At 54.3% G+C, this 18544-nt stretch carries 21 protein-coding genes; 4 read left to right on the forward strand and 17 right to left on the reverse strand.

Annotated features, from left to right (window positions below; genetic code table 11):
• Positions 1-260: 260 nt before the first annotated feature.
• Together RGB73_RS23150 and RGB73_RS30665 are read right to left on the reverse strand one after the other, a co-directional pair.
• Entirely contained in the window at positions 261-1136 is an 876-nt protein-coding gene (locus RGB73_RS23150) for a hypothetical protein (RefSeq protein WP_310765108.1), read from the reverse strand.
• A 139-nt stretch (positions 1137-1275) separates the two neighbouring features.
• Complete coding sequence (locus RGB73_RS30665; RefSeq protein WP_396136129.1) at positions 1276-1494, reverse strand: YvbH-like oligomerization domain-containing protein; 219 nt, start codon at positions 1492-1494, stop codon at positions 1276-1278.
• 209 nt (positions 1495-1703) lie between these two features.
• Between RGB73_RS30665 and RGB73_RS23155 the strand changes: the two genes are divergently transcribed.
• Positions 1704-2555 (forward strand): DNA/RNA non-specific endonuclease, encoded by an 852-nt coding sequence (locus RGB73_RS23155; RefSeq protein WP_310765109.1) that lies wholly within the window; start codon positions 1704-1706, stop codon positions 2553-2555.
• Here the strand turns inward: RGB73_RS23155 and RGB73_RS30670 are convergent.
• The 7 genes from RGB73_RS30670 to RGB73_RS23185 all read right to left on the reverse strand — a co-directional run bounded on the left by RGB73_RS30670 (position 2542) and on the right by RGB73_RS23185 (position 6551).
• Complete coding sequence (locus tag RGB73_RS30670; RefSeq protein WP_396136130.1) at positions 2542-2697, reverse strand: GNAT family N-acetyltransferase; 156 nt, start codon at positions 2695-2697, stop codon at positions 2542-2544. The genes RGB73_RS23155 and RGB73_RS30670 overlap by 14 nt on opposite strands.
• A gap of 3 nt (positions 2698-2700) precedes the next feature.
• On the reverse strand, positions 2701-2844 hold the full coding sequence (locus RGB73_RS23160) for a hypothetical protein (protein ID WP_310765110.1): 144 nt from the start codon (positions 2842-2844) through the stop codon (positions 2701-2703).
• A 55-nt stretch (positions 2845-2899) separates the two neighbouring features.
• Positions 2900-3091 carry a hypothetical protein gene (locus RGB73_RS23165; RefSeq protein WP_310765111.1) on the reverse strand — a complete coding sequence of 64 codons (192 nt, stop codon included), beginning with the start codon at positions 3089-3091 and terminating at the stop codon, positions 2900-2902.
• 50 nt (positions 3092-3141) lie between these two features.
• A complete protein-coding gene (locus RGB73_RS23170; protein ID WP_310765112.1) occupies positions 3142-3699 on the reverse strand; it encodes a nitroreductase family protein in 558 nt (185 codons plus the stop codon).
• Positions 3700-3806: 107 nt separating this feature from the next.
• Complete coding sequence (locus tag RGB73_RS23175; protein WP_310765113.1) at positions 3807-4868, reverse strand: DUF4179 domain-containing protein; 1062 nt, start codon at positions 4866-4868, stop codon at positions 3807-3809.
• Positions 4861-5400 (reverse strand): sigma-70 family RNA polymerase sigma factor, encoded by a 540-nt coding sequence (locus RGB73_RS23180; protein WP_310765114.1) that lies wholly within the window; start codon positions 5398-5400, stop codon positions 4861-4863. Before RGB73_RS23180 ends, RGB73_RS23175 begins: the two co-directional genes overlap by 8 nt.
• 272 nt (positions 5401-5672) lie before the next feature.
• The gene (locus RGB73_RS23185; RefSeq protein WP_310765115.1) at positions 5673-6551 is read right to left on the reverse strand and encodes a LysR family transcriptional regulator; all 879 of its coding nucleotides are present in this window, start codon (positions 6549-6551) and stop codon (positions 5673-5675) included.
• Positions 6552-6655: 104 nt separating this feature from the next.
• On the opposite strand from RGB73_RS23185, the gene RGB73_RS23190 reads away from it, so the two are divergent.
• The 3 genes from RGB73_RS23190 to RGB73_RS23200 all read left to right on the forward strand — a co-directional run bounded on the left by RGB73_RS23190 (position 6656) and on the right by RGB73_RS23200 (position 9203).
• Complete coding sequence (locus RGB73_RS23190) at positions 6656-7585, forward strand: carbon-nitrogen hydrolase family protein (RefSeq protein WP_310765116.1); 930 nt, start codon at positions 6656-6658, stop codon at positions 7583-7585.
• Between the two features lie 191 nt (positions 7586-7776).
• The gene (locus tag RGB73_RS23195) at positions 7777-8703 is read left to right on the forward strand and encodes an amidoligase family protein (RefSeq protein WP_310765117.1); all 927 of its coding nucleotides are present in this window, start codon (positions 7777-7779) and stop codon (positions 8701-8703) included.
• 119 nt (positions 8704-8822) lie between these two features.
• Entirely contained in the window at positions 8823-9203 is a 381-nt protein-coding gene (locus RGB73_RS23200) for a DUF5360 family protein (RefSeq protein WP_310765119.1), read from the forward strand.
• Between the two features lie 193 nt (positions 9204-9396).
• Here RGB73_RS23200 and RGB73_RS23205 read toward each other — a convergent pair whose 3' ends face one another.
• From RGB73_RS23205 to RGB73_RS23240, 8 genes are all read right to left on the reverse strand, one after another.
• Positions 9397-9963 carry a DUF4062 domain-containing protein gene (locus tag RGB73_RS23205; RefSeq protein ID WP_310765120.1) on the reverse strand — a complete coding sequence of 189 codons (567 nt, stop codon included), beginning with the start codon at positions 9961-9963 and terminating at the stop codon, positions 9397-9399.
• Between the two features lie 180 nt (positions 9964-10143).
• The gene (locus RGB73_RS23210; protein ID WP_310765121.1) at positions 10144-10575 is read right to left on the reverse strand and encodes an MFS transporter; all 432 of its coding nucleotides are present in this window, start codon (positions 10573-10575) and stop codon (positions 10144-10146) included.
• A complete protein-coding gene (locus RGB73_RS23215) occupies positions 10457-10795 on the reverse strand; it encodes an MFS transporter (RefSeq protein ID WP_310774494.1) in 339 nt (112 codons plus the stop codon). Before RGB73_RS23215 ends, RGB73_RS23210 begins: the two co-directional genes overlap by 119 nt.
• 130 nt (positions 10796-10925) lie before the next feature.
• Positions 10926-12425, reverse strand: coding sequence for a malate:quinone oxidoreductase (locus RGB73_RS23220; RefSeq protein ID WP_310765122.1), 1500 nt, complete (start codon positions 12423-12425; stop codon positions 10926-10928).
• Between the two features lie 504 nt (positions 12426-12929).
• Complete coding sequence (locus RGB73_RS23225) at positions 12930-13181, reverse strand: hypothetical protein (protein WP_310774495.1); 252 nt, start codon at positions 13179-13181, stop codon at positions 12930-12932.
• 86 nt (positions 13182-13267) lie between these two features.
• On the reverse strand, positions 13268-14272 hold the full coding sequence (locus RGB73_RS23230; protein ID WP_310765123.1) for an N-acetylglucosamine kinase: 1005 nt from the start codon (positions 14270-14272) through the stop codon (positions 13268-13270).
• The gene (gene argH, locus RGB73_RS23235; protein ID WP_310765124.1) at positions 14272-15780 is read right to left on the reverse strand and encodes an argininosuccinate lyase; all 1509 of its coding nucleotides are present in this window, start codon (positions 15778-15780) and stop codon (positions 14272-14274) included. The genes RGB73_RS23230 and argH overlap by 1 nt, the downstream gene beginning before the upstream one ends.
• 210 nt (positions 15781-15990) lie before the next feature.
• Positions 15991-18522 (reverse strand): NEW3 domain-containing protein, encoded by a 2532-nt coding sequence (locus RGB73_RS23240; RefSeq protein WP_310765125.1) that lies wholly within the window; start codon positions 18520-18522, stop codon positions 15991-15993.
• Positions 18523-18544: the final 22 nt, after the last annotated feature.

An 18544-nucleotide genomic window follows, 5' to 3' on the forward strand; every position in this document is an offset into this window, starting at 1 on the left:
TTGCGAAGGGAGCCATACTACTATCATCGAGCCCGGTGGTGTGTGTTTCAAACAGGCTTTAGTCTTTCAGGAGGCGATGTGCCATGGATGATTTACACGACACCCAGGTGAGTAAGGGAAACCGTTCACAGTTGTAGCTTCTAACTTCATTTCGGAGGTAGATGCGTCGCACGTGATTATCGGTAACACCCTAAAACTAACGGGCTCGATGAATACCGTCTCCTTTTAGGAGGCGGTTATTTCATTGCCGGGCGACGGCCCTATTCTCCAACATGATACGATTCGTGAAAGGTCACGCCTTGCGCTGCGTTGTGGTCCACCTCGATCAGCAGCCGGTCGTTGATCAGCGCAGGGTCTGCAGTCTCCCCGTACTCAAACGTCTGGTACGTGACGAACAGCTCCTCCGCTCCAAACCGAATCTCCTCCACTTCGACGGAATCGGTAGGGCTGTCCGTTGACTTTAGGAGGAGGTACGTTTTTTCTCCCCTCGGCAAGCTTTCTTTCACCCACACCGATTTGGCCTCCCATTTGCCCGCCCATTCCTGAACGTCGGCGGGAGCATCCGCCACCTGCAAAACACGATAGCGTCCGTCTGGTGCCGGTTCTCCCTGCGGATGCAGCTCGTTATACCCCGTTACGCTCCAAATCTGTCCGCGGTTGTTCCATTTTTTCATGGAAATCTCAAGAGCGGCGCCGTCTGCCGTCGTGACCAGCACGACGCGCGGATTGACGGAACGGCTGACCGTGATCATGCTGCGCATTTCTTTTTGGAGCCGTGTTTCCACAAATGCCTCCACAACCGCCTTGTAATCATGGCTGCCAGGTTGTCCTTCGAGATCGAACTCGATACCGCCGACGCCTTTATCATCCGTTGCGTTGAACATCTTCCGAAGATGATCCTGATCTTTCAAGGCAGGCGGCATATCCTGCTTCTCGGTCGCCACCGCCTTGGGCAGCGCGCCGACCTGCCTGTTCAGCCGCTCGACTTCAGCCGACAAATCCGCCACGGCTTTACGCCCCTGTGCGATTTCCTTTGCATCCAGTACGGCTTGATTGCCGGCTCCCACCAAATAGCCGCCGTAGCCGACGGTCGCCAATAGCAAGGCACCCGCTAAAGAAAACAGCCATGCTTTCAAGACGATCACCCCTGTTTTTGAAAAGAGTGGAAATTCATACCTATTTTACCATAAGCACGTTTGTATGGAGGCTATACATGAAAGGCTTGCCAGCAATAGCCCTCTCTTGATCAACCGGGCCCCATACTGGGGACGACGGTCATTCAAAAGAAATAAAAAAGAGCCCCTCCGCAACCCTATATGCGTTTGCTTGCGGAAGGGGCTCTTTCAGCCGTTTGTTCAGTTGTGGATGTACTTCTCGAAGACTTTGCCGAAGACCTTTCACGACGTATTTTTCACGGGCGTTTTGCAGCCAGTCGAAAGCGTACTGATTCAACGACTGGAATTGCGCCGCCACGTCGGACTGCAGGTTTGCCACGCTGCCGATCGTTTGCTTCGCCAGGCATGTCCGCTGGCAATTTTCATCTTGCCTCTCTTCTTCGCGTATGGGCTTTTTTACCTCATGACGTATAGTACGTCCGGCATTAGGCCCGGCTTTGCCCTTCTAGTATAATGCAACTACAACTGAATATTCTAAATAGGATTCGCGCGTGGAGACAGGCTATTTTCCGAAGGAGGAGAGGACTCATGATGGGCTACGATCCTTTTTTTCTCAGTGAAAAGCATCCCATCCCGCTGCCAACGCTGCAGGGGCGCATCAGTCAGGAAGCACTGGACAACGGGCACGTATTCGACTTCACGCATTTTTCCATCGTCATGAATCGCCGCACCCGCTTCGCCGTTTTTTCCGCAGCCTGTGTGGACGTCAGTCGGGCTGTCGATATCCCGCGCAACAACTCGGCGTGGCATTTCGACGAACGGATCGGCGTGGAGAACCAGGTCGGACCTGAATATTACGCAGACAACGATTACGACCGAGGCCATCTCACCCGCAGAAGAGACATTTGCTGGGGAGATCGGCGGGAAGCCCAAGATGCCAATTACGACTCGTTTTGCTACGCCAATATCGCCCTGCAGCACCACGAGTTCAACACGGGAGTCTGGAACTGCCTGGAGGATTGGGTCTTGCAAAAGTGGAACACAGCACCGCGGCTGATCATCCTCACCGGTCCGATCCACAAGGACGACGATGAGGAATACTGCGGGGTGCATGGCGAAGCCGGCTGCGGGGTCCGGGTGCCATTCGGCTTTTGGAAAACTGCCTTGTATCTCGACAAACAGGATCAGGTCGCGTCCGTCTCGTTCCTCATCCGGCAAAGCCCCGAGCGATCCAGAGACCAATGCGAGTACAGGCGGCTGGTGACCTACCAGGTGCCGCTCGAGACGATCGCCAAAGAGACCGGGCTGCAATTCGACGCGGGACTGTATGCGCGAAATCCGCTGTCCACGCAGCTGCGCCTCGTTGCAGCTGGCACCGAAGCAGCAGCCTTGCCGATCCGGCTCCCTGTCTACTCGCCGGAAGACATCAGGTGGACATAGGCCGGATCCGGTACCAGTACGAATAAACTTCCTTGTACCCCAGTTTTTCATACAGTCGGAGCGCAGGTGCGTTGTCCTGCATGACTTGCAAACAGGAATGCTTGGCACCGCGCTCCGTCCCCCACCGCAAAAGACTTTGCACCAGCTACCCGGCGAATCCCCGCCTGCGCTGCGATGGTCCCGTCACAATATCGAATAGGCCGATGTACTCGCAAGCGACCACCTCCCCGTCGCAATACAGCGCTCCGTAACAGGAGGATGGGATGATGTTACGCAGCGTTTGCGACATCGTCTTCTTTTCTTGCTCATCCTTCCCGGAAAGCCTGCAAAAAGCGTCGATCCATTCATCCGTGCACCTTTCCTCGATCCGGACTTGCGGGTACGGGCAGTTCGATCTCTGCCAAGGCGAACCGTCTGTACGCTCGCAGGTGAATGCGCTTCGTATCCTCTCTGCTCCAACAGTCGGTCGATCCAACCCGGTTGGCTACGCGTGCGGCGTCATCTTGAAAATCACAGGCAGACGCTTGTCTTTCCATAAATATCCCCCTCACCAGGAATGGAAAGGGGGTCGTATGCTGATACCTTCTTACAGCCAGGTGGTCTTGCTGTCTGCGGAAGCCCGTGCTGTCGGCGGGACATCCGCCTCCGGATAGCCGATGAACAAGGTACCGACCACTTTTTGGTTCTCCGGCGAACCGAGGAACTGCAGCAGCCGTTCGTCCCGCACCAGGCCGATCCCCCGTGTGCGCCATACCATGCCCAGGCCCAGCTCGCCCGCAGCCAGCCACATTGAGTGAATGGCGCAGCATACCGCATATTCGTTATCTTCCGACGACGCTTCGTCCCCCGGGATGATGTCGGCCGTCGCTACGATGACGAGCGGCGTCTTTTCCAGGACGGCCAGCGATTCCTGAACCAGATGGGGCTTGGTGGGAAAGCGCTCCGCTAAAAACTCCCGGGCGATCTCTTCGTAGCGCGCCTTTGCTTCTCCCCGGATGACGTAAAAATGCCAAGGCTGACGCAGCCGGTCATTCGGTGCGAGTACAGCACAATCGAGCAGTGCCTTGATCTTTTCCGTCTCGACCTCACGCGGAAGGTAATTGCGTACCGCTCTTCTATTTTTCAGTGCTTCCTGTATCGTCATGTCTTCCTCCTTCTCCCTTTTCCAAAAATGAGCTTGTTCCCATCCATTATATACAAATCGCCATCGGCCCGCCTAGGACGGGAACGCTCCGCTTGCCGGGTTTAGAGTCAGTCGAGGGGGATTTCGAAGCGCAATTGCCGGTCCACTACGATCGTGATCGAGCGAGATTCAGGCGAGATGGGGTGAAAGTCCTTCGAGAACTGGGTAACGCCGATGATGCCCCCTCCTCTGTTTCCCTTTTCGTCCGTAATGCTGGAGAGCGGAACGCCTTTTGAATCAAAGACGCGAATGTCATTTGAAAGCATCATGATCTGGTTCACCTTGTCGTCCTCGGTCAACGATAAGGAGTCCTTTTCCGCCTGTACCCCAAAAACGATTCTCGTAGCACTAGGGGCTCGGATCACTTGTTTGACCGAGATCGTGTAGTCTCCGGATTGACCCGAGACCTTTGGCTCTGTCACCTTCGTAAACTCGTCTGCAGGCTTTCGGGAAAGCGGAATGTCAAACTGCCATTCCCCCTCTACGCCTCCCATTTTCTCCAGCTTCAATTTCAGCGGAAGTTCTTCCGGCAATGGTTCCGTAAAAAACGGCTGGAAGGTTCCGTAGTACGTGTTTCCTTCTGCGTGGCGCCAATGCAGCAAGTAGCTGTTCTTGGCCTGTTCTTCCGTAAAGGTCCTGGTGATCGTCTGCCCCCCCAGGCTGTAACTTACTTTTTCGATATGCGGGTACCTTGTTTCGTTCGGCGGGAACGTAACGGTAAAGCCGACGGAGAGGTTGAGGCGATCGTAATACGCTTCCTTGAGGGCTACCGTTATTCCTTGGTCCGTCGCCATTTGCTCCAGTCTTGTAGCCAGCCCTTGCTGATTCGCTTCCCTGATCCCCGAATCCCCGATAAATCCGATAATCGAGCCCACAAAAGGCAAATTCCTCAGCATGTGGGCCATGGTCGGCGAAACAAAGCCCGTGCCGATCAACAGGAACACTCCCAAAAAGAGACAAGCGACTGGCATCAGCCAGTAATTTTTTCGCGTGGATCGATTCTTTCGCATTGGCTGAGGGGGTAGCGAGTCCAACACGTGATCGATTCCGGCGGAAAATCGAGCCGGAACATCCACAATCGCATTCTTGGCAAATTGGCGGAGCTCTTTATCCATCTGCGATTCATTCATGACCTGTCCTCCGTTCTGCAGACTCCGGGGCGAAATAGGCGGCCAACTTTTTCCTCGCCCGGCTCAACCTTGATTTGATCGTCCCTTCCGGTAAACCGAGTACGATTGCCATCTCTTTAATCGCCATATCTTCCAAATAGTAAAGAACGATGCAGAGTCTCAGTTCTTCCTCCAAACACTGAACGGCTTCTTGCAGTTCGACATTCTCTTCGAAGCGGTACGGCGACACTTGCTCCTGCCAATCGTCCAACAGTACCAGCTTGCTTGTTTTGCGGGCCAGACGGTGGCATTCGTTGACGAGGATTCGCATCAGCCACGACTTGAACAGCCGAGGCTCACGCAAGGAAGACAGGGAGTGGTACGCTTTCCAGATGGCTTCCTGTGCAGCATCCAGGCATTCGTTTTCGGACCGCAAAATAGAACGGGCGACCCGGTACATGCTCTGCTTGTGTGTCTTGACCAGCCTCGCAAAAGCTTCCACATCTCCGCCGCAGGCAAGCTCTTCGTCGCATGGATTGCTTGATTCTCTCATTGGCTTCACATCCTGTTTGGATTCTCTACTAGTAAGACACACGGAGGGGGCTGTTCGGTTCTCCTCTTTCCTCATTCTTTCGGTTCACATCTGTTCCGGAATCAAAAAGGCAGCGTCAGCCAGGGACTCGCGAAAGAAGTTCCAGACTGCAGCTGCCTATTTTCAAGTGCTTATCCCGTAGCTTCCTCCATTCTCCATCCAAACCAACCAGTCGACAGACCCGCTGGCCAGTCTTGCTCCGCTGTGACTTTTCTCGACCGGCATTTTGCTATTCATTCGTACACATCCGTCACCATCTTCAAAAAAGCCAGCAACGCTTGCGCCTGATAAGCGTTTTTCTTCACGACGACACCGATTTTCCAGGGGATGTACTGACTGCCGATCTCTTTTACGATGAGACCCTGTCCTCCCATTTCGATCAGCGGACGGGGAACAATCGCCACTCCCAGCCCTTCGCGAACCAACGCCAGCAGCAGATCCCACTGGGTCGTGCTATAGGCGATATTCGGTACGAACCGCTCCCTGCGGCAGCTTTCAAGGACCACTTGACGCAAGGCAAACGTGGGATCGAACAGGATCCAGTCCTCCTGTGCAAGCTGCGCCAGCGCAATCTGACGTTCGTCTTTCAGAAAGTGCTCGCTCGGCAAGCAGGCGACAAACGGCGCTTCAAAGATCAGCCGTTCTTCCAGCTCCTTGCTTCTCGCGGGAATCACGACAAAAGCGACATCGACTTCCCCCTTTTCCACCAGCCGCTCTACTCCAAGTCCCCCTTCCTCGACGATTTCCAGCGAGACCCCCGGGTGCTTCTTGGATAAAGCTTTCGCCACTTTCGGAAAGAAAAAGGTCCCTATGATTTGTGGCAGCCCGACTTTTACGTGTCCTTGCACGTGTTCGTTGCTGTCTTGCAGCTGGTATTGCAGCTCTTTCATCTGCTGGAGCACGGCGATCGCCTTCTCATAGACAATCCGACCTTCTTCGGTCAAACGATTAATTCGGTTCGAGCGCTCAAAAAGAGTGACGCCAAGCGATTTCTCCATCCTTTGAATCGTTTTTGACAAGGACGGCTGCGCGATATAAAGCCGCTCGCTTGCCTTCGAAAAGCTTCCACTTTCCACGATCGTTTTAAAAACTTCGAAGTCTCGTAGATTCATCCAAATTCCCCATTATACATGTTTGGCATAATGACTATGCTGATCCTATATTTCACAAGACAGACGATTTCTCCTACCATTTTAGAAAAAGGAGGAGATTTCGGATGACAACATGCAAGGTGGCAGTCGTTCAGGCAGGCTCCATTGTTATGAATAAAGCGAAATGTATCGACAAGGCCGTCAAGCTGATCCAAGAGGCCGGGGAACAAGGGGCTAACCTGATCGTTTTTCCCGAGGCGTTCATACCGGCATATCCACGCGGGATGAGCTTTGGCGCTGTAGTGGGAAACCGATCGGACAGCGGGCGCAATGATTTTTTACGTTACGCCAAAAATGCCATCCCTATACCCGGACCGGAGACAGACCAGCTCGGGGAAGCCGTAAAAAAAGCAGGTGCCTACGCAGTCATCGGCGTCATTGAGCGCGACCGGGAAACGAGCGGGGGCACTCTCTATTGCACTGCGTTGTTCTTCGGCCCCGATGGCAGCCTGTTGGGAAAACACCGAAAACTCAAACCGACAGGCAGCGAACGTCTCATTTGGGGGGAAGGGGACGGCAGCACCCTCCCTGTTTTTGAAACGCCCTATGGCAAAATCGGTTCATTGATTTGCTGGGAAAACTACATGCCTCTGGCCCGCGCTGCCCTGTACGAAAAAGGGGTCCAGATCTATATTGCGCCTACCGCCGATTCGCGGGACACCTGGTTTGCTTCCATGCGTCATATTGCCGTAGAGGGCCGTTGCTTTGTTTTGTCCTGCAATCAGTATTGCACGAAGGAGATGTATGAAGAGGATTTGCTGGAAACAGAGGAAATGCGAAACATGCCTGACGAAATCACGCGCGGAGGAAGCTGCATCGTCAATCCGCTGGGGCAGTTTTTGGTGGAGCCCGTTTTCGGAAAAGAAGAGATTCTGTATGCGACGTTGGATTTGGACGACATCACCCGTGGTCATTTTGATTTCGATGTCGTCGGCCATTACAGTCGAAAAGATGTGTTTCAACTCACCGTGAACGCAGAAAAGCGATATAGCTAAGTGGAAAAAGAAAGTTCCGGAGTGGCATTGGTTTTGCCTTTCGCTTATAATTTCCACATATTGCAAAACTTGATCAGGAGGGATCCGCCTTGCCAAGAGAAAAAATCCCCCGTTAATCCCGAGCTCCGCCTGCTCCCCGTCCAGACATCTGGTTTCGATGACCATCTAAGCACTGGGGAGGACGGCGAATCATGAAGCCTTTACTAATGGATTGGAAAGACCTTCGTTTTGGAATCGAGATAGAATTTGTTGGTGGTAAACCCGAGAGTGTGGAGCTATTGCCCGGCTGGACGATGGCTTTCGATGAACGGCAAATGGATGATACCGGGGAAGAATCCGGCGGCGAGCTGCAAACTCCCCCCATTCAGTGGAAGGATCGGGCACAAATCCGCGAAATGTTGCGAAGGCTCCTTGCAACAGGGGCCAGGGCAAACTGGAATTGCGGACTTCATGTCCACGTTGGGTTGGAGTTTTGGGGAGAAGAGGCGATTCCCGATTTTATCGAGGCTGCCTTGCTGCATCAAGATTCCGTGAAATACTTGTTGCAAACGAGTGAGGATCGGCTGGTATACTGCCCCCCTGTCACACCGGAGATGCGGGATCGATTTATTTCGGCCCCAGGGGAAGCAGCTCTTCTGCGCAGAGGGCGTCCCCAGTCCCATCGCTGCGGCATCAATCTTGCCGCGTGGTTTGACCACAAAACAGTGGAAATTCGTTATGCAAACGGCACGTTGCACTACGATGAAGTGATGACTACCATTGAATTTTGCCTTCGTTTCGTTGCAGCCATCGGCACCAAACGCACACTCTCAAACAATCCCGGCCAGCTGGCAATGGAAATCGGGGCACCTCTCACCGGATATCCTCCGCCCATTCCCGCCCCGCGTTGGTACCGCGAGAGACTGTGGCTGGAAAATATGCTGGTCCCGATCTTGACCCCTTTCGCCAACAGCCTTGTCCCAGATAGCGAAATCCTCCAGATATTGCCCAGGCCTGACGGTTTATTGGTTGCGATTGAAGATACCGATGGCAAGGTGGTCAGATACCTTTTCCAGTTATCCGCAAATGGTTGGAGAGTTGTTGGCAAGCATCCGGATTCATGCAGCACGCAGATCTGACAAAAAGGGCGTCCAGCCGATGGACGCCCCATTCCCTATCGCTCATGACTCCCAGTGTGTGAAACGAATCCCCTCCTCCTTCGTATTACCAAAGGATCATAATGGGAGGGCGATCTTCGTTGGGAGTACTTCGCGTGTTTTTCTTGATGACCGATATCGGGTTCATCGTGTACTGGCTGGTGACCTTGCTGCATCTCATACCGGCACCGTATTTGTTCAAAGACTACGAAAACCCGATTCTCAGCGCTTGGAACTGGTCCTTCCTGCCGCTTGACATCTTGATCTCGCTCACTGGCTTGTTCAGTTTGTATTTGTACGGAAAGCAGAACGGGGCGTGGAAACAGATGGCGCTCATTTCTCTGATCCTCACCTTCTGCTCCGGCCTTCAGGCGATTGCTTTCTGGGCGATCCGACTGGATTTTGACCTTTCCTGGTGGCTACCGAATCTGTATCTCCTGCTTTATCCGCTTTTCTTCATTCCCCGGTTGCTTGCCAAATAAGAAAAAAAGCATGCTGCTACGCATGCTTTTTTTCTTGCCCGAAGCGATTCGGTCCTCGATCTCGGGCTTGTCTCACCTCTATCGCATCGCTTTCTTTCATCCCATACCGGTGTCCCGCCACTTGACGCTCTTTGTCGTGAAAGGAGAATCGAAGGAAGACGGAAAAAAGAGGCTGGTTGTGCCAGCCCCTCTTTCATTCCTTTTTCGCCAACTCCGCCTTCAATCTTGCATTCTCTTCCAACAGCTTTTGAACGTCCGGGACATCCTTGCCGGAAACCCAGCCAGACAAATCATCTCTTGCTGCATACACCGGCAGTTGATCGCGAAGTACCATTTTAATGTGCCGTACATCTTCAACATAATAGATAGGGACTTGTTCCATCACCGATTGCTTAAACTCTTGAAACTTCTGATAGTGTTCAATTGCTGTGAAATCGTATGGCTTTTGTCTCAATGCTTCATCGGTGACAACAAAAGCAAATCTGGGTTTGCCCGCTTCTCCGGCATACTCGTATTCCCAATGCGTATAGCTCTTGGATTCGTCGGGAAGCGTTAAACCATAGAATCCTCCGAGAATCAGGATATATACATCGGACTCGTCGATCCATCTCTTCCTGATTTTCATTGGACTTTCCTTGAAAAACTGCTCGATTCCAGCAGGGATATGACCGGCTTGAAGTACGGCTTCGACAGCGGTATGTCTTTCCTCAATAAGGTCGCTGAAAGTAGACGATATGTAAATTTGCAATTTTTTTCTCATAGGCCCGCCCACATGAAAGTATTCGTATAAATAGAATCTACCACTCTTACACTTGATTTGTCAAAATTTACTGAAGTGCAAACGTTGTTGGCGTGGCTGAGAATTCAGCACATTGCTCCACGCGCTTTCTTCCTAAACAACGGTTTCCATTCAACTGAATGGGGTTAGGCCGCTCCTTCTTTATTTATGGTGATCTAACGAATCCAAGGATGCTTGGCTTCCTGCATCGGATTCGGAAACCATTTCGCTGGTTCGCGCGGCATTATGTTTTTGTTCCGGGTTGCAGGAGGAACTTACCGATCCGCCAGTCCTCAGACCACCAGCATGATTTCCGGTTCCGTATCCGGCTGCCCTTTTCGTTTGCTTTCCATCATTCAAATTTCCCTCAATGAAATGGTATAAATGAGACGATCGGGAGCCGCAAAATGTTACGGGCAGATGAAATGTGGAGATCGCAAAGTATGGAATGACCAGGCAGACGAAGAACAATGCCCTAAAGATGGTCCATGCTTCTTCTCTCCTCCCTTTTTGAATGAGCCATCGCGGGGACTCCGGAGTACCCTGTCGCAGCAAAAGGACGATTACTGCTGGGATCGCGGTACTGACCAGCATCCACCTCCACGCATCTGCACCGAAGCTTGCCAAGGAATGTCCCGACCAGAATGGAAACCACGTAACCAACCGTCCAAACGACGCTTAAGGAGGAAATCAATGCCCCTTTGTATTTCTTGGGGACAAACTCCACCAGCAGCGTAGTCCCCACAGAATAATCTCCTCCGAGAGCAATCCCTGTCATCAATCTCAAGACGAAAAGGAGAAACGGATCCTGCACAAAAAATTGAAGGACGATGACGCTGGCTTCGCCAACTGCAAAAATGGCATGCAAAAGGAAGCGGCCTCGAACCCTTTGAGTATCAGGGACAAAAACCGCTTCCTTTCTTTCTCTTCTTTTTTACGGTCAGCTAAACAAGAGCCAGCTCACTGCTCAGACCAAGCGCCCGCGAAGTTTGTACATCGATCTCACGGATCAGCTCTGGGTTTTTCACGAGCGACACGCCGTAAGAAGGAATCATTTCCTTGATTTTCGGCTCCCACTCCTGGATTTGTTGCGGGAAGCATCTCGACAGCAAGTCAAGCATGACGGAAACGGCGGTAGAAGCCCCCGGAGAAGCCCCGAGCAATGCAGAGATCGAGCCATCCGCGGCACAGATCACTTCTGTACCGAATTGCAGCGTTCCTTTGCCGCCTGCAGCCGTATCCTTGATGACTTGCACGCGTTGTCCAGCTACTACTATATCCCAATCCTCGCTCTTGGCGTTCGGGATAAACTCACGCAGCTCTTCCATGCGCTGTTCTTTCGACAACATCACTTGCTGGATCAGGTACTTGGTCAATGGAACGTTCTTTGCGCCTGCTGCCAGCATCGTCAGGACGTTGTCCGGTTTTACGGAACCGAGCAAGTCAAACATGGAGCCGGTCTTTAAAAACTTGGGCGAGAAGCCGGCGAATGGTCCAAAGAGCAACGATTTTTTACCATCGATATATCTGGTGTCAAGATGCGGAACAGACATTGGAGGAGCCCCGACCTTTGCTTTTCCGTAAACTTTTGCGTGATGCTGAGCTACTACTTCCGGATTCTTGCACACCATGAACAGGCCGCTTACCGGGAATCCTCCAATATGTTTTCCTTCAGGAATGCCGGATTTTTGCAGCAAGGGCAGACTTCCTCCACCGCCGCCGATAAAGACGAATTTTGCTTGGTGGTGTTCGACCAAGCCACTCTGGACGTTTCGCACTTTCAAGTCCCACGAGCCGTCGCTTGTGCGTTTGATGTCGTCCACCTGATGGTTGTAGTTGATCTCGACGTTTTTGCGCTGCAAGTGGTCGAACAGCATGCGTGTCAACGCGCCGAAGTTCACATCGGTTCCCGTGTCGATCTTCGTTGCCGCGATCGGTTCATTGTCGTTGCGGCCGTTCATGATCAACGGAATCCATTCCGCCAGCTTGCGCGGGTCTTCGGAGAATTCCATCCCGTGGAACAGAGGATTGTTTGACAGCGCTTCAAAACGCTTTTTCAAAAACTCTACATTTTTTTCACCCTGCACTAAACTCAAATGAGGCAATGGTCTGATAAAGTCCTCTGGATTCCGGATCAGGTTGCTGTTTACCAGATAAGACCAAAACTGTCTGGATTCCTGGAACTGTTCATTGATTTTGACTGCTTTGCTGATATCAATGGATCCGTCCGGTTTTTCGACAGTGTAATTCAGCTCGCACAGTGCGGAGTGCCCCGTTCCCGCGTTGTTCCATTCGTTCGAGCTTTCCTCTCCTGCGCTTGCGAGCTTCTCAAACACAGTAATCTTCCAGTCCGGTACCAATTCTTTCAGCAATGTTCCCAAAGTCGCGCTCATGATTCCGGCACCAATTAAGATAACGTCTGTTTTGGTTTGTTTGCTACTCATTTTTACCGTCCTACCTCGCCTGATATTTGAAGAAAAGATGGAGGCGCTCCAGCCGGCCCATAACAAAGCCAGGGTGCGACCCAGTCACACACCTTTTCCGGGATGAATAATAACCTGATATATAGTGTAACACTATTATGGGTAGAATAAAATATTTGCTATTATATGCTATTCAAAAATACGACAACTTTCCTTCATGATATCCTGTGCCGGTTACAAATGAGAAACATTCCCCAGCCCTCTGGAAAACCCACAGATATCAAGGCCTGCCCTTCTGTCGGCGGGATCTGCGGATTCAGTTTCCGACCACCAAATAATGGGTGTCCTTCGAGTTCTTTGCTTTACCGCTTTCTTTTTGGAAACGAAAAAAACTTCGGTTTCAGGTCTCGGATTTTCCTTTTTTATTCTCCAAAGGGCAAAAATGTGCTCGATATTCGGAAACAGAAAGAAACACAACAGATGCCGGCAGCGATCCGTTGTGTTTGGTTACCCATTCGGTTCTATTCAAACCGGCTTCCCGTGTATGGCCATTTGGGCTTTGTATTCGTCCTCCTTGGCGACGTAGATGTCATATTGGATATTGTCTGTGCGCGGCAAGAAGGGAAAACCGTTTGTGTGCTGTCGGTGAAGAGTGGGTGTCCGGGTCCGAAACGACACGCCTGCGGCTTGCAGTTTGTACACCACACGGAAGTAGTTCTCGCTTCCGAAAGCCGTGTAAATCAGGCTCTTCTTTCTGGAAAACAGCCACTGGAGCATACTCGCCACAAAATCCCTCCTCCCTCTTTCCATCTTATACGGGGGCGAGAGGATGTGGTTTCGTTTTCAGGCAGGAGAGTCCCTCCCTAATCCGCTTGGCTCTCCAAATATGCCAGCCCTTTTGCGATCACGCCGTAAATCGGGTCGTTCTGGGCGTTTTCGCTAACCACCTGTGCAGCAAAGCCGCGAACTCGCTGTTCGACGATCGCGCGCACCCGGCCGTCGTTCTGCAGGACGCCTCCCTGCAAAATCATCCGGAACGGTTTGTTCTTCAGCCCCAGTCGATCAATTACCGCGCGGGCAGCAAAAAACAGCTCCTCCCCCGCAGCCTGCAGGATTTCCGTCGCTACTGCATCGCCCCGATCCGCCGCTTCACTCACCAGCACCGACAGCTCGCCTACCTTGTCGACGGAATAGAGCGGACCGTACGTCCAATTGAACAGCTCATCCACGCGGGCAAGGCCGAGATACGGCAGCAGCAGGTCAGTCAGTACGGTTGGCTCGCCCCGGCTGTCTGCCGCTTTCAGCACGGCCGTGATTGCCCGCTTCCCGATCCAGTACCCGCTGCCCTCGTCACCCACCCGGTGGCCCCAACCGCCTGCCCGGGCCGTTTCCTGCGCCTCGTTTACCCCAAATGCGATGGAGCCGGTGCCCGCGATCACCAGAATGCCTGGCTTTCCTCCGGTAGCGCCGAGCAGGGCGGCAAAGCCGTCGTTTTCAATGATCAAATGACGGACGCGGATGCGCAGCTGCGCGAGGACGTGATGAACGAACCCTGTGATGACCTCGCGATCGTGCTCCGTGTCCAGTCCGGCGATTCCGAAGACGGCGCACTCGACCTCCCACTCCAGCTCCTCCGCCTGCGAATGTCCCTGGGGCAGTGCGAGCGCTCCGCGGGCGAGAGCATCCTGCTGTGCTTGCAGAATCGCTTGCAGCAGCTCCCGAGATGCCGCTTCCTCCCCGATCCCTTGATAATTGCACGAGCCGGAACGCCCTGTGCCGACTTCCTGCCCGGATCGGTCCACCAGCACGGCCAAGCACTTGGTGCCCCCTCCGTCCACTGCCAGGAGAGGAATCCGCACAGCCGCCATTACCCCACACTCCATTCGGCTACGATAGTATCCAGCTGCTTCCACATCTGCTCACGGGCCGTTTTCTCCGCTTTCAGCTTCGCTGTCTGCTCTTGCAGGGACGTGGTGCGCTTCTCGATCATGCGAGTGATCTCCTCGGCATTTGGTCCTCCGGGCAGCTTGCGGATGCGGACGAAATGCACCGGATCCAGCGCGAGACGCAGCTCCTCCGCTGTCAATGCCAGCTCCCTGCCGATGACTTCCCGGGCCGCCTTGTTTACCAGCCCGAGATCGATCTGATCGGCCCGCAGTCCGGCAGCCATCGCTTCCTTGACGACGCGGCTCACGATGTGATGGGAATTGCGGAACGACAGCCGGTCCGTGCGCACGATCGTATCCGCCAGCTCCGTCACCGTAGCAAAGCTTCCTTTCGCCCGCTCCAGCAGTCCTTCCTTGTTCACTTCCATCGTCCCGACGACGCACGCCATCAGCCGGTACATCTGCTCTAGCACGGACAAGCTCTTCCACACGTACGGCTGCATGTCGTCCTCCGTGTCCACGATGTCGCCAAACGGCGTGTTGTGCATCATCGTCAGGACCGCCGCCGCATTTCCCGCGCTGCTGGACAGCAGCGAGCGCATGTGCTCGAAGGAAACCGGGTTGCGCTTTTGCGGCATGATCGAGCTGATTTGCACGTACGGGCTCGCCACCTTCAGCGCGGCAAATTCCTGCGTGCACCAGAGAAGCATGTCTTGCACGGTACGTCCCAGGTTGATGGCCGCCAGCTGCACGGCAGTCGCTGCCTCGCCCAGATAGTCCGCTCCGCAGACGGCATCGTACGAATTCTCCACCAACTCGTCAAAGCCGAGCAGCTGCCGCATCCGCTCCCGGCTGATAGAGAAGCCTGAAGTCGTCAGCGCCGCCGCCCCCATCGGACTGCGGTTGCACGTCCGGTAGGCGCTGATCAGCCGCTGGATGTCGCGGCTGAGGAGGTCGCATGCCGCCATGATGTAGTGAGCCATCGTCGTAGGTTGCGCCTGCTGCGTATGGGTATACCCGATCATCACCGTCTCCGCGTGCTCTTGTGCAAAGAGGAGCAAATGCTCTTTCAGATAGAGGGCTGATTCCAATGTCACGAGCAGTTTGTCGCGCAGCACCATCCGGTAAATGGCGATGCCCATGTCGTTGCGGCTGCGCGCCAGATGCAGATTGCCCGCCACATCGGGGGCAAGCTCCAACAGACGGCTCTCTACCTGAAAGAACAAATCCTCAAACTGCCCGGTATAAGCGGAGCGGCGCAGCTCTTCCATCTCGATGCCGACGAGCGCGCGGGCGATCGCCTTGGCTTCCTCCTCCGTGAGCAGCTCCTGTTCGCGCAGCATGATCAGATGCGCCTTGTTGATGGCCATCATCGGCTCGAGGAGATGATGCTTCGCTTCGTGAAAAGCAGGGGCAAGCACCGCCTCGACATACGTTTTTCCCGGGAAGCGCTCTCCCTCCTGCTGAAAAATGCGTTCTCTGTAATCCATCTGACTTGCATCTCCTTCCCTGCCGGTTCTTTTGCTACTGCTGTTACTGCGATAAGACTTGCGGCTCTTCCCGAGGGAAAGAGGCTTGGTACCTGCGCCCCTCTCCCTTTCGCGGAAAGAACCCGTGCCTTCGATTCGTTTCGGGCTCGTGTTAAAGAACCCGTGCTTTGGTTTCATTTCGAATGACGATAAGCGGCTACTTCCTCTTCGTCATTGATGCAGGCTGACCATGTTTACAAACAGCCGGATCGCGCCGGGCACCAGGGCCGGAATTTCACGGTACCAGACCAGGGAGCTGTACGTGTACGTTCCCTTTCCGTACTTGGCGGTCAGGAATGTGCCGGTAAATTCGTCCTCCCCGGGATCGCCGTTGGAAATCAGCTCGGTGTACTCCTTGCCCCACTGTGCGGGGTTGTAGGCGGAGCGATCCTGAATCCAGTTGCTCCAGTCCTGCTCCGTGATCTTGTTTGGTGTGTTGAAGATCGGATGGTCGGGTGCGAGCATCGTCACTTTGGAATTCTCATCCGTGACCCGCCACTGGATCAGCGGCTCCCCGATCTTGATCGGGTACGGAGCCAGTTCCGGCTTCCACTTGTCTTCCGGCTTGTGGTATTGGACCACCAGATTGCCGCCGTTTTCCACGTATTTGAGCAAGCGCGCATTGCTCGGGATCAGTTCGGGACGGAAACCGTACGCGCGAATGCCGAGGACGATCGTGTCGTACTGGCTCAAATCGCCGGACTCGATGTCTTTCGCTGTCAGATTCGTCACATTTACGCCCAGCTGCTGCAAGTACTGATCGATGTTGTCAAAGCCGCTGGAGACGTAGCCGACCTTCAGGCCCTCCGGCACTTGGAGGTCAAAAGCCTTGATCGCCAGCTCCGCAGGCTGGATGAAGTAGGTCGTGCCGATGTGCGGGTAGCGGATGACCTGCGCTCCGTGGCGGCTCTCTTTGCCCCCGCCTGTCGCAACTGCCGTCACCTTGTAGGAGTCGGGCCTCACGGACGATGCCGCTTTGACTGTAAAGGCGACCGACTTGGTTTCTCCTTTTGCCGCAAAGTCAAGCGACGCCGCTGCCGGCTCCGCGCTCCACCCTTTCGGCACGTCCAGCGAAACGCTAGCCTTAGCCGCTCCCGGATTGTAGTTTTTCACCGTGACTTTGACCGGAATCGGATCTCCCGGCTTCAAGGTGTTCAAGACGGTGGCGCCAGGGCTGAGCGACAAGGCAAACGGCGGCAATACCGCCACGGCATCGCTCGGTACGGCGTGGCTCGTCGCCGTCGACCCGGCGTAGCTGTATGAGATGTCCGCCGAGAGCGATGGCGCTGCGTACGGCTCAAACAGGCGAGCGTCAGCCGGCACCGAAACGGTGTAGGTCGTCTTTACCGTCTGGTTGTAGCCGAGCTGGTCAAAGCTGGCAGGGCCTTGGGGTGTCGCCTTCCAGCCGCTCGGCACGTTCAGCTTGAGATTCACCTTGCCCAGCTTGGATTGGCCGCCGTTGTACGCCGTGACCGTCACCTTCGTCGTCTGACCGGCGACCAGCTCGCCCGTCTCCGGCTTCACCTTCGTCACGAGCGACAGCGATTCCGCGCTGGCTTTGTTCAACTGCGCCTGCTTCACGCCGAGGCGGTGCAGCACGTCGGTCTTGGCTTCGGCAGGAAGATGGGAAGATTGCACGTCACGGACCGACTTTTCCACGTCTGCCAGCATCTCGTGGACTTCTTTCGCCACCGCTTCGAAGCGCGGATAGGCGGAGATGACTTCATCGGCGTCCTTTTGCAGCTTTTGCAGATCGCTCGCGACTTTGTCGCCTCCCGACTGTCCGGCTACCTCTTTCGCCAGGTCGGCAAAGGTGTAGGCGATGCCGTCGAAAAAGTCCGTCTCCTTCTTCTTGATCGGCACGACGGCCTGGTCGAGCTTGTAGTAGTTGAAGCTCGGCCCCTCGTCATACACTCGCCCCATCCCCTGGCTCTTGTGCATGAAGCGGGATTCTTCTCCCAGCTGCACGTACGATGCACCGTAGATCTCGTCGTACGTGCCGACCGGTACGCTGACGGTGTAATCTTTTTCGTTAGCAGGCAAATACAGCTTCTTCACTTGCCACGGCGTCAGGCCTTCTTTCAGCTGTTCGGGAAACACGGTCGGGTCGGCGGCGTCTTTGAACGCCCGAACCGTAATCACGTTGATTGCCCGATGATGCCCGTGCGTCGAAGGCTCGTTGAGAAATGAGGGAACCACTACATCTGGCCGCAGCGTGCGGATTTTGCGGATGAGCCGCTCGTACGCTACGTCCTCTCCCCATTTTTCCAGAGTCTCGTCAGGACTTTTGGAAAAACCGAAGTCAAAAATAGGGTCGTTGATCTTCTCGCTGAGGTTCTCCAGATGGATGTTCGTGATTTTGGAAGCCTCCTGCAATTCGCGCGTCCGGATGATCCCGAGCGCGTTGCCCAGCTCGCTGCCGATCTCGTTTTGGCCCCCTTCTCCGCGGTTGGCAATGATGCTGGACGTATCCACGCCTCTTCCCAGCGACAAGTACGCGAGCATGGCGCTGTGCTCGTCGTCTGGGTGGGCACCGGTATTCATGGCGCTGGCGATCGTGGTCAGCGGCTTGATCGCTTTCCACAGATCGACGACACCCCGGTCGGCGTGGGCAGTCTGTGGCGCCGCCGGCAGAATCAGGCTGCAGGCGAGCGCTGCTGCAGTGGTGAGAGTGTACAGCTTGGCTAGTTTCCCCTTTCTCAATGAACCTTCCTCCATTCCCTAC

Source organism: Brevibacillus brevis (genome assembly GCF_031583145.1).
Classification (GTDB): Bacteria; Bacillota; Bacilli; order Brevibacillales; family Brevibacillaceae; genus Brevibacillus; species Brevibacillus brevis_E.

What these genes read in the sequence shown, in the direction of transcription:
- RGB73_RS23185 (WP_310765115.1), bottom strand. Translation starts at nt 6,551, where the DNA reads ATGAATCTACGAGACTTCGAAGTTTTTAAAACGATCGTGGAAAGTGGA.
- RGB73_RS23170 (WP_310765112.1), bottom strand. Translation starts at nt 3,699, where the DNA reads ATGACGATACAGGAAGCACTGAAAAATAGAAGAGCGGTACGCAATTAC.
- RGB73_RS23195 (WP_310765117.1), top strand. Translation starts at nt 7,777, where the DNA reads ATGAAGCCTTTACTAATGGATTGGAAAGACCTTCGTTTTGGAATCGAG.
- RGB73_RS23165 (WP_310765111.1), bottom strand. Translation starts at nt 3,091, where the DNA reads ATGGAAAGACAAGCGTCTGCCTGTGATTTTCAAGATGACGCCGCACGC.
- RGB73_RS23205 (WP_310765120.1), bottom strand. Translation starts at nt 9,963, where the DNA reads ATGAGAAAAAAATTGCAAATTTACATATCGTCTACTTTCAGCGACCTT.
- argH (WP_310765124.1), bottom strand. Translation starts at nt 15,780, where the DNA reads ATGGATTACAGAGAACGCATTTTTCAGCAGGAGGGAGAGCGCTTCCCG.
- RGB73_RS23190 (WP_310765116.1), top strand. Translation starts at nt 6,656, where the DNA reads ATGACAACATGCAAGGTGGCAGTCGTTCAGGCAGGCTCCATTGTTATG.
- RGB73_RS23220 (WP_310765122.1), bottom strand. Translation starts at nt 12,425, where the DNA reads ATGAGTAGCAAACAAACCAAAACAGACGTTATCTTAATTGGTGCCGGA.
- RGB73_RS23160 (WP_310765110.1), bottom strand. Translation starts at nt 2,844, where the DNA reads ATGTCGCAAACGCTGCGTAACATCATCCCATCCTCCTGTTACGGAGCG.
- RGB73_RS23230 (WP_310765123.1), bottom strand. Translation starts at nt 14,272, where the DNA reads ATGGCGGCTGTGCGGATTCCTCTCCTGGCAGTGGACGGAGGGGGCACC.
- RGB73_RS23175 (WP_310765113.1), bottom strand. Translation starts at nt 4,868, where the DNA reads ATGAATGAATCGCAGATGGATAAAGAGCTCCGCCAATTTGCCAAGAAT.
- RGB73_RS23180 (WP_310765114.1), bottom strand. Translation starts at nt 5,400, where the DNA reads ATGAGAGAATCAAGCAATCCATGCGACGAAGAGCTTGCCTGCGGCGGA.
- RGB73_RS23225 (WP_310774495.1), bottom strand. Translation starts at nt 13,181, where the DNA reads ATGCTCCAGTGGCTGTTTTCCAGAAAGAAGAGCCTGATTTACACGGCT.
- RGB73_RS23155 (WP_310765109.1), top strand. Translation starts at nt 1,704, where the DNA reads ATGATGGGCTACGATCCTTTTTTTCTCAGTGAAAAGCATCCCATCCCG.
- RGB73_RS23210 (WP_310765121.1), bottom strand. Translation starts at nt 10,575, where the DNA reads ATGCTGGTCAGTACCGCGATCCCAGCAGTAATCGTCCTTTTGCTGCGA.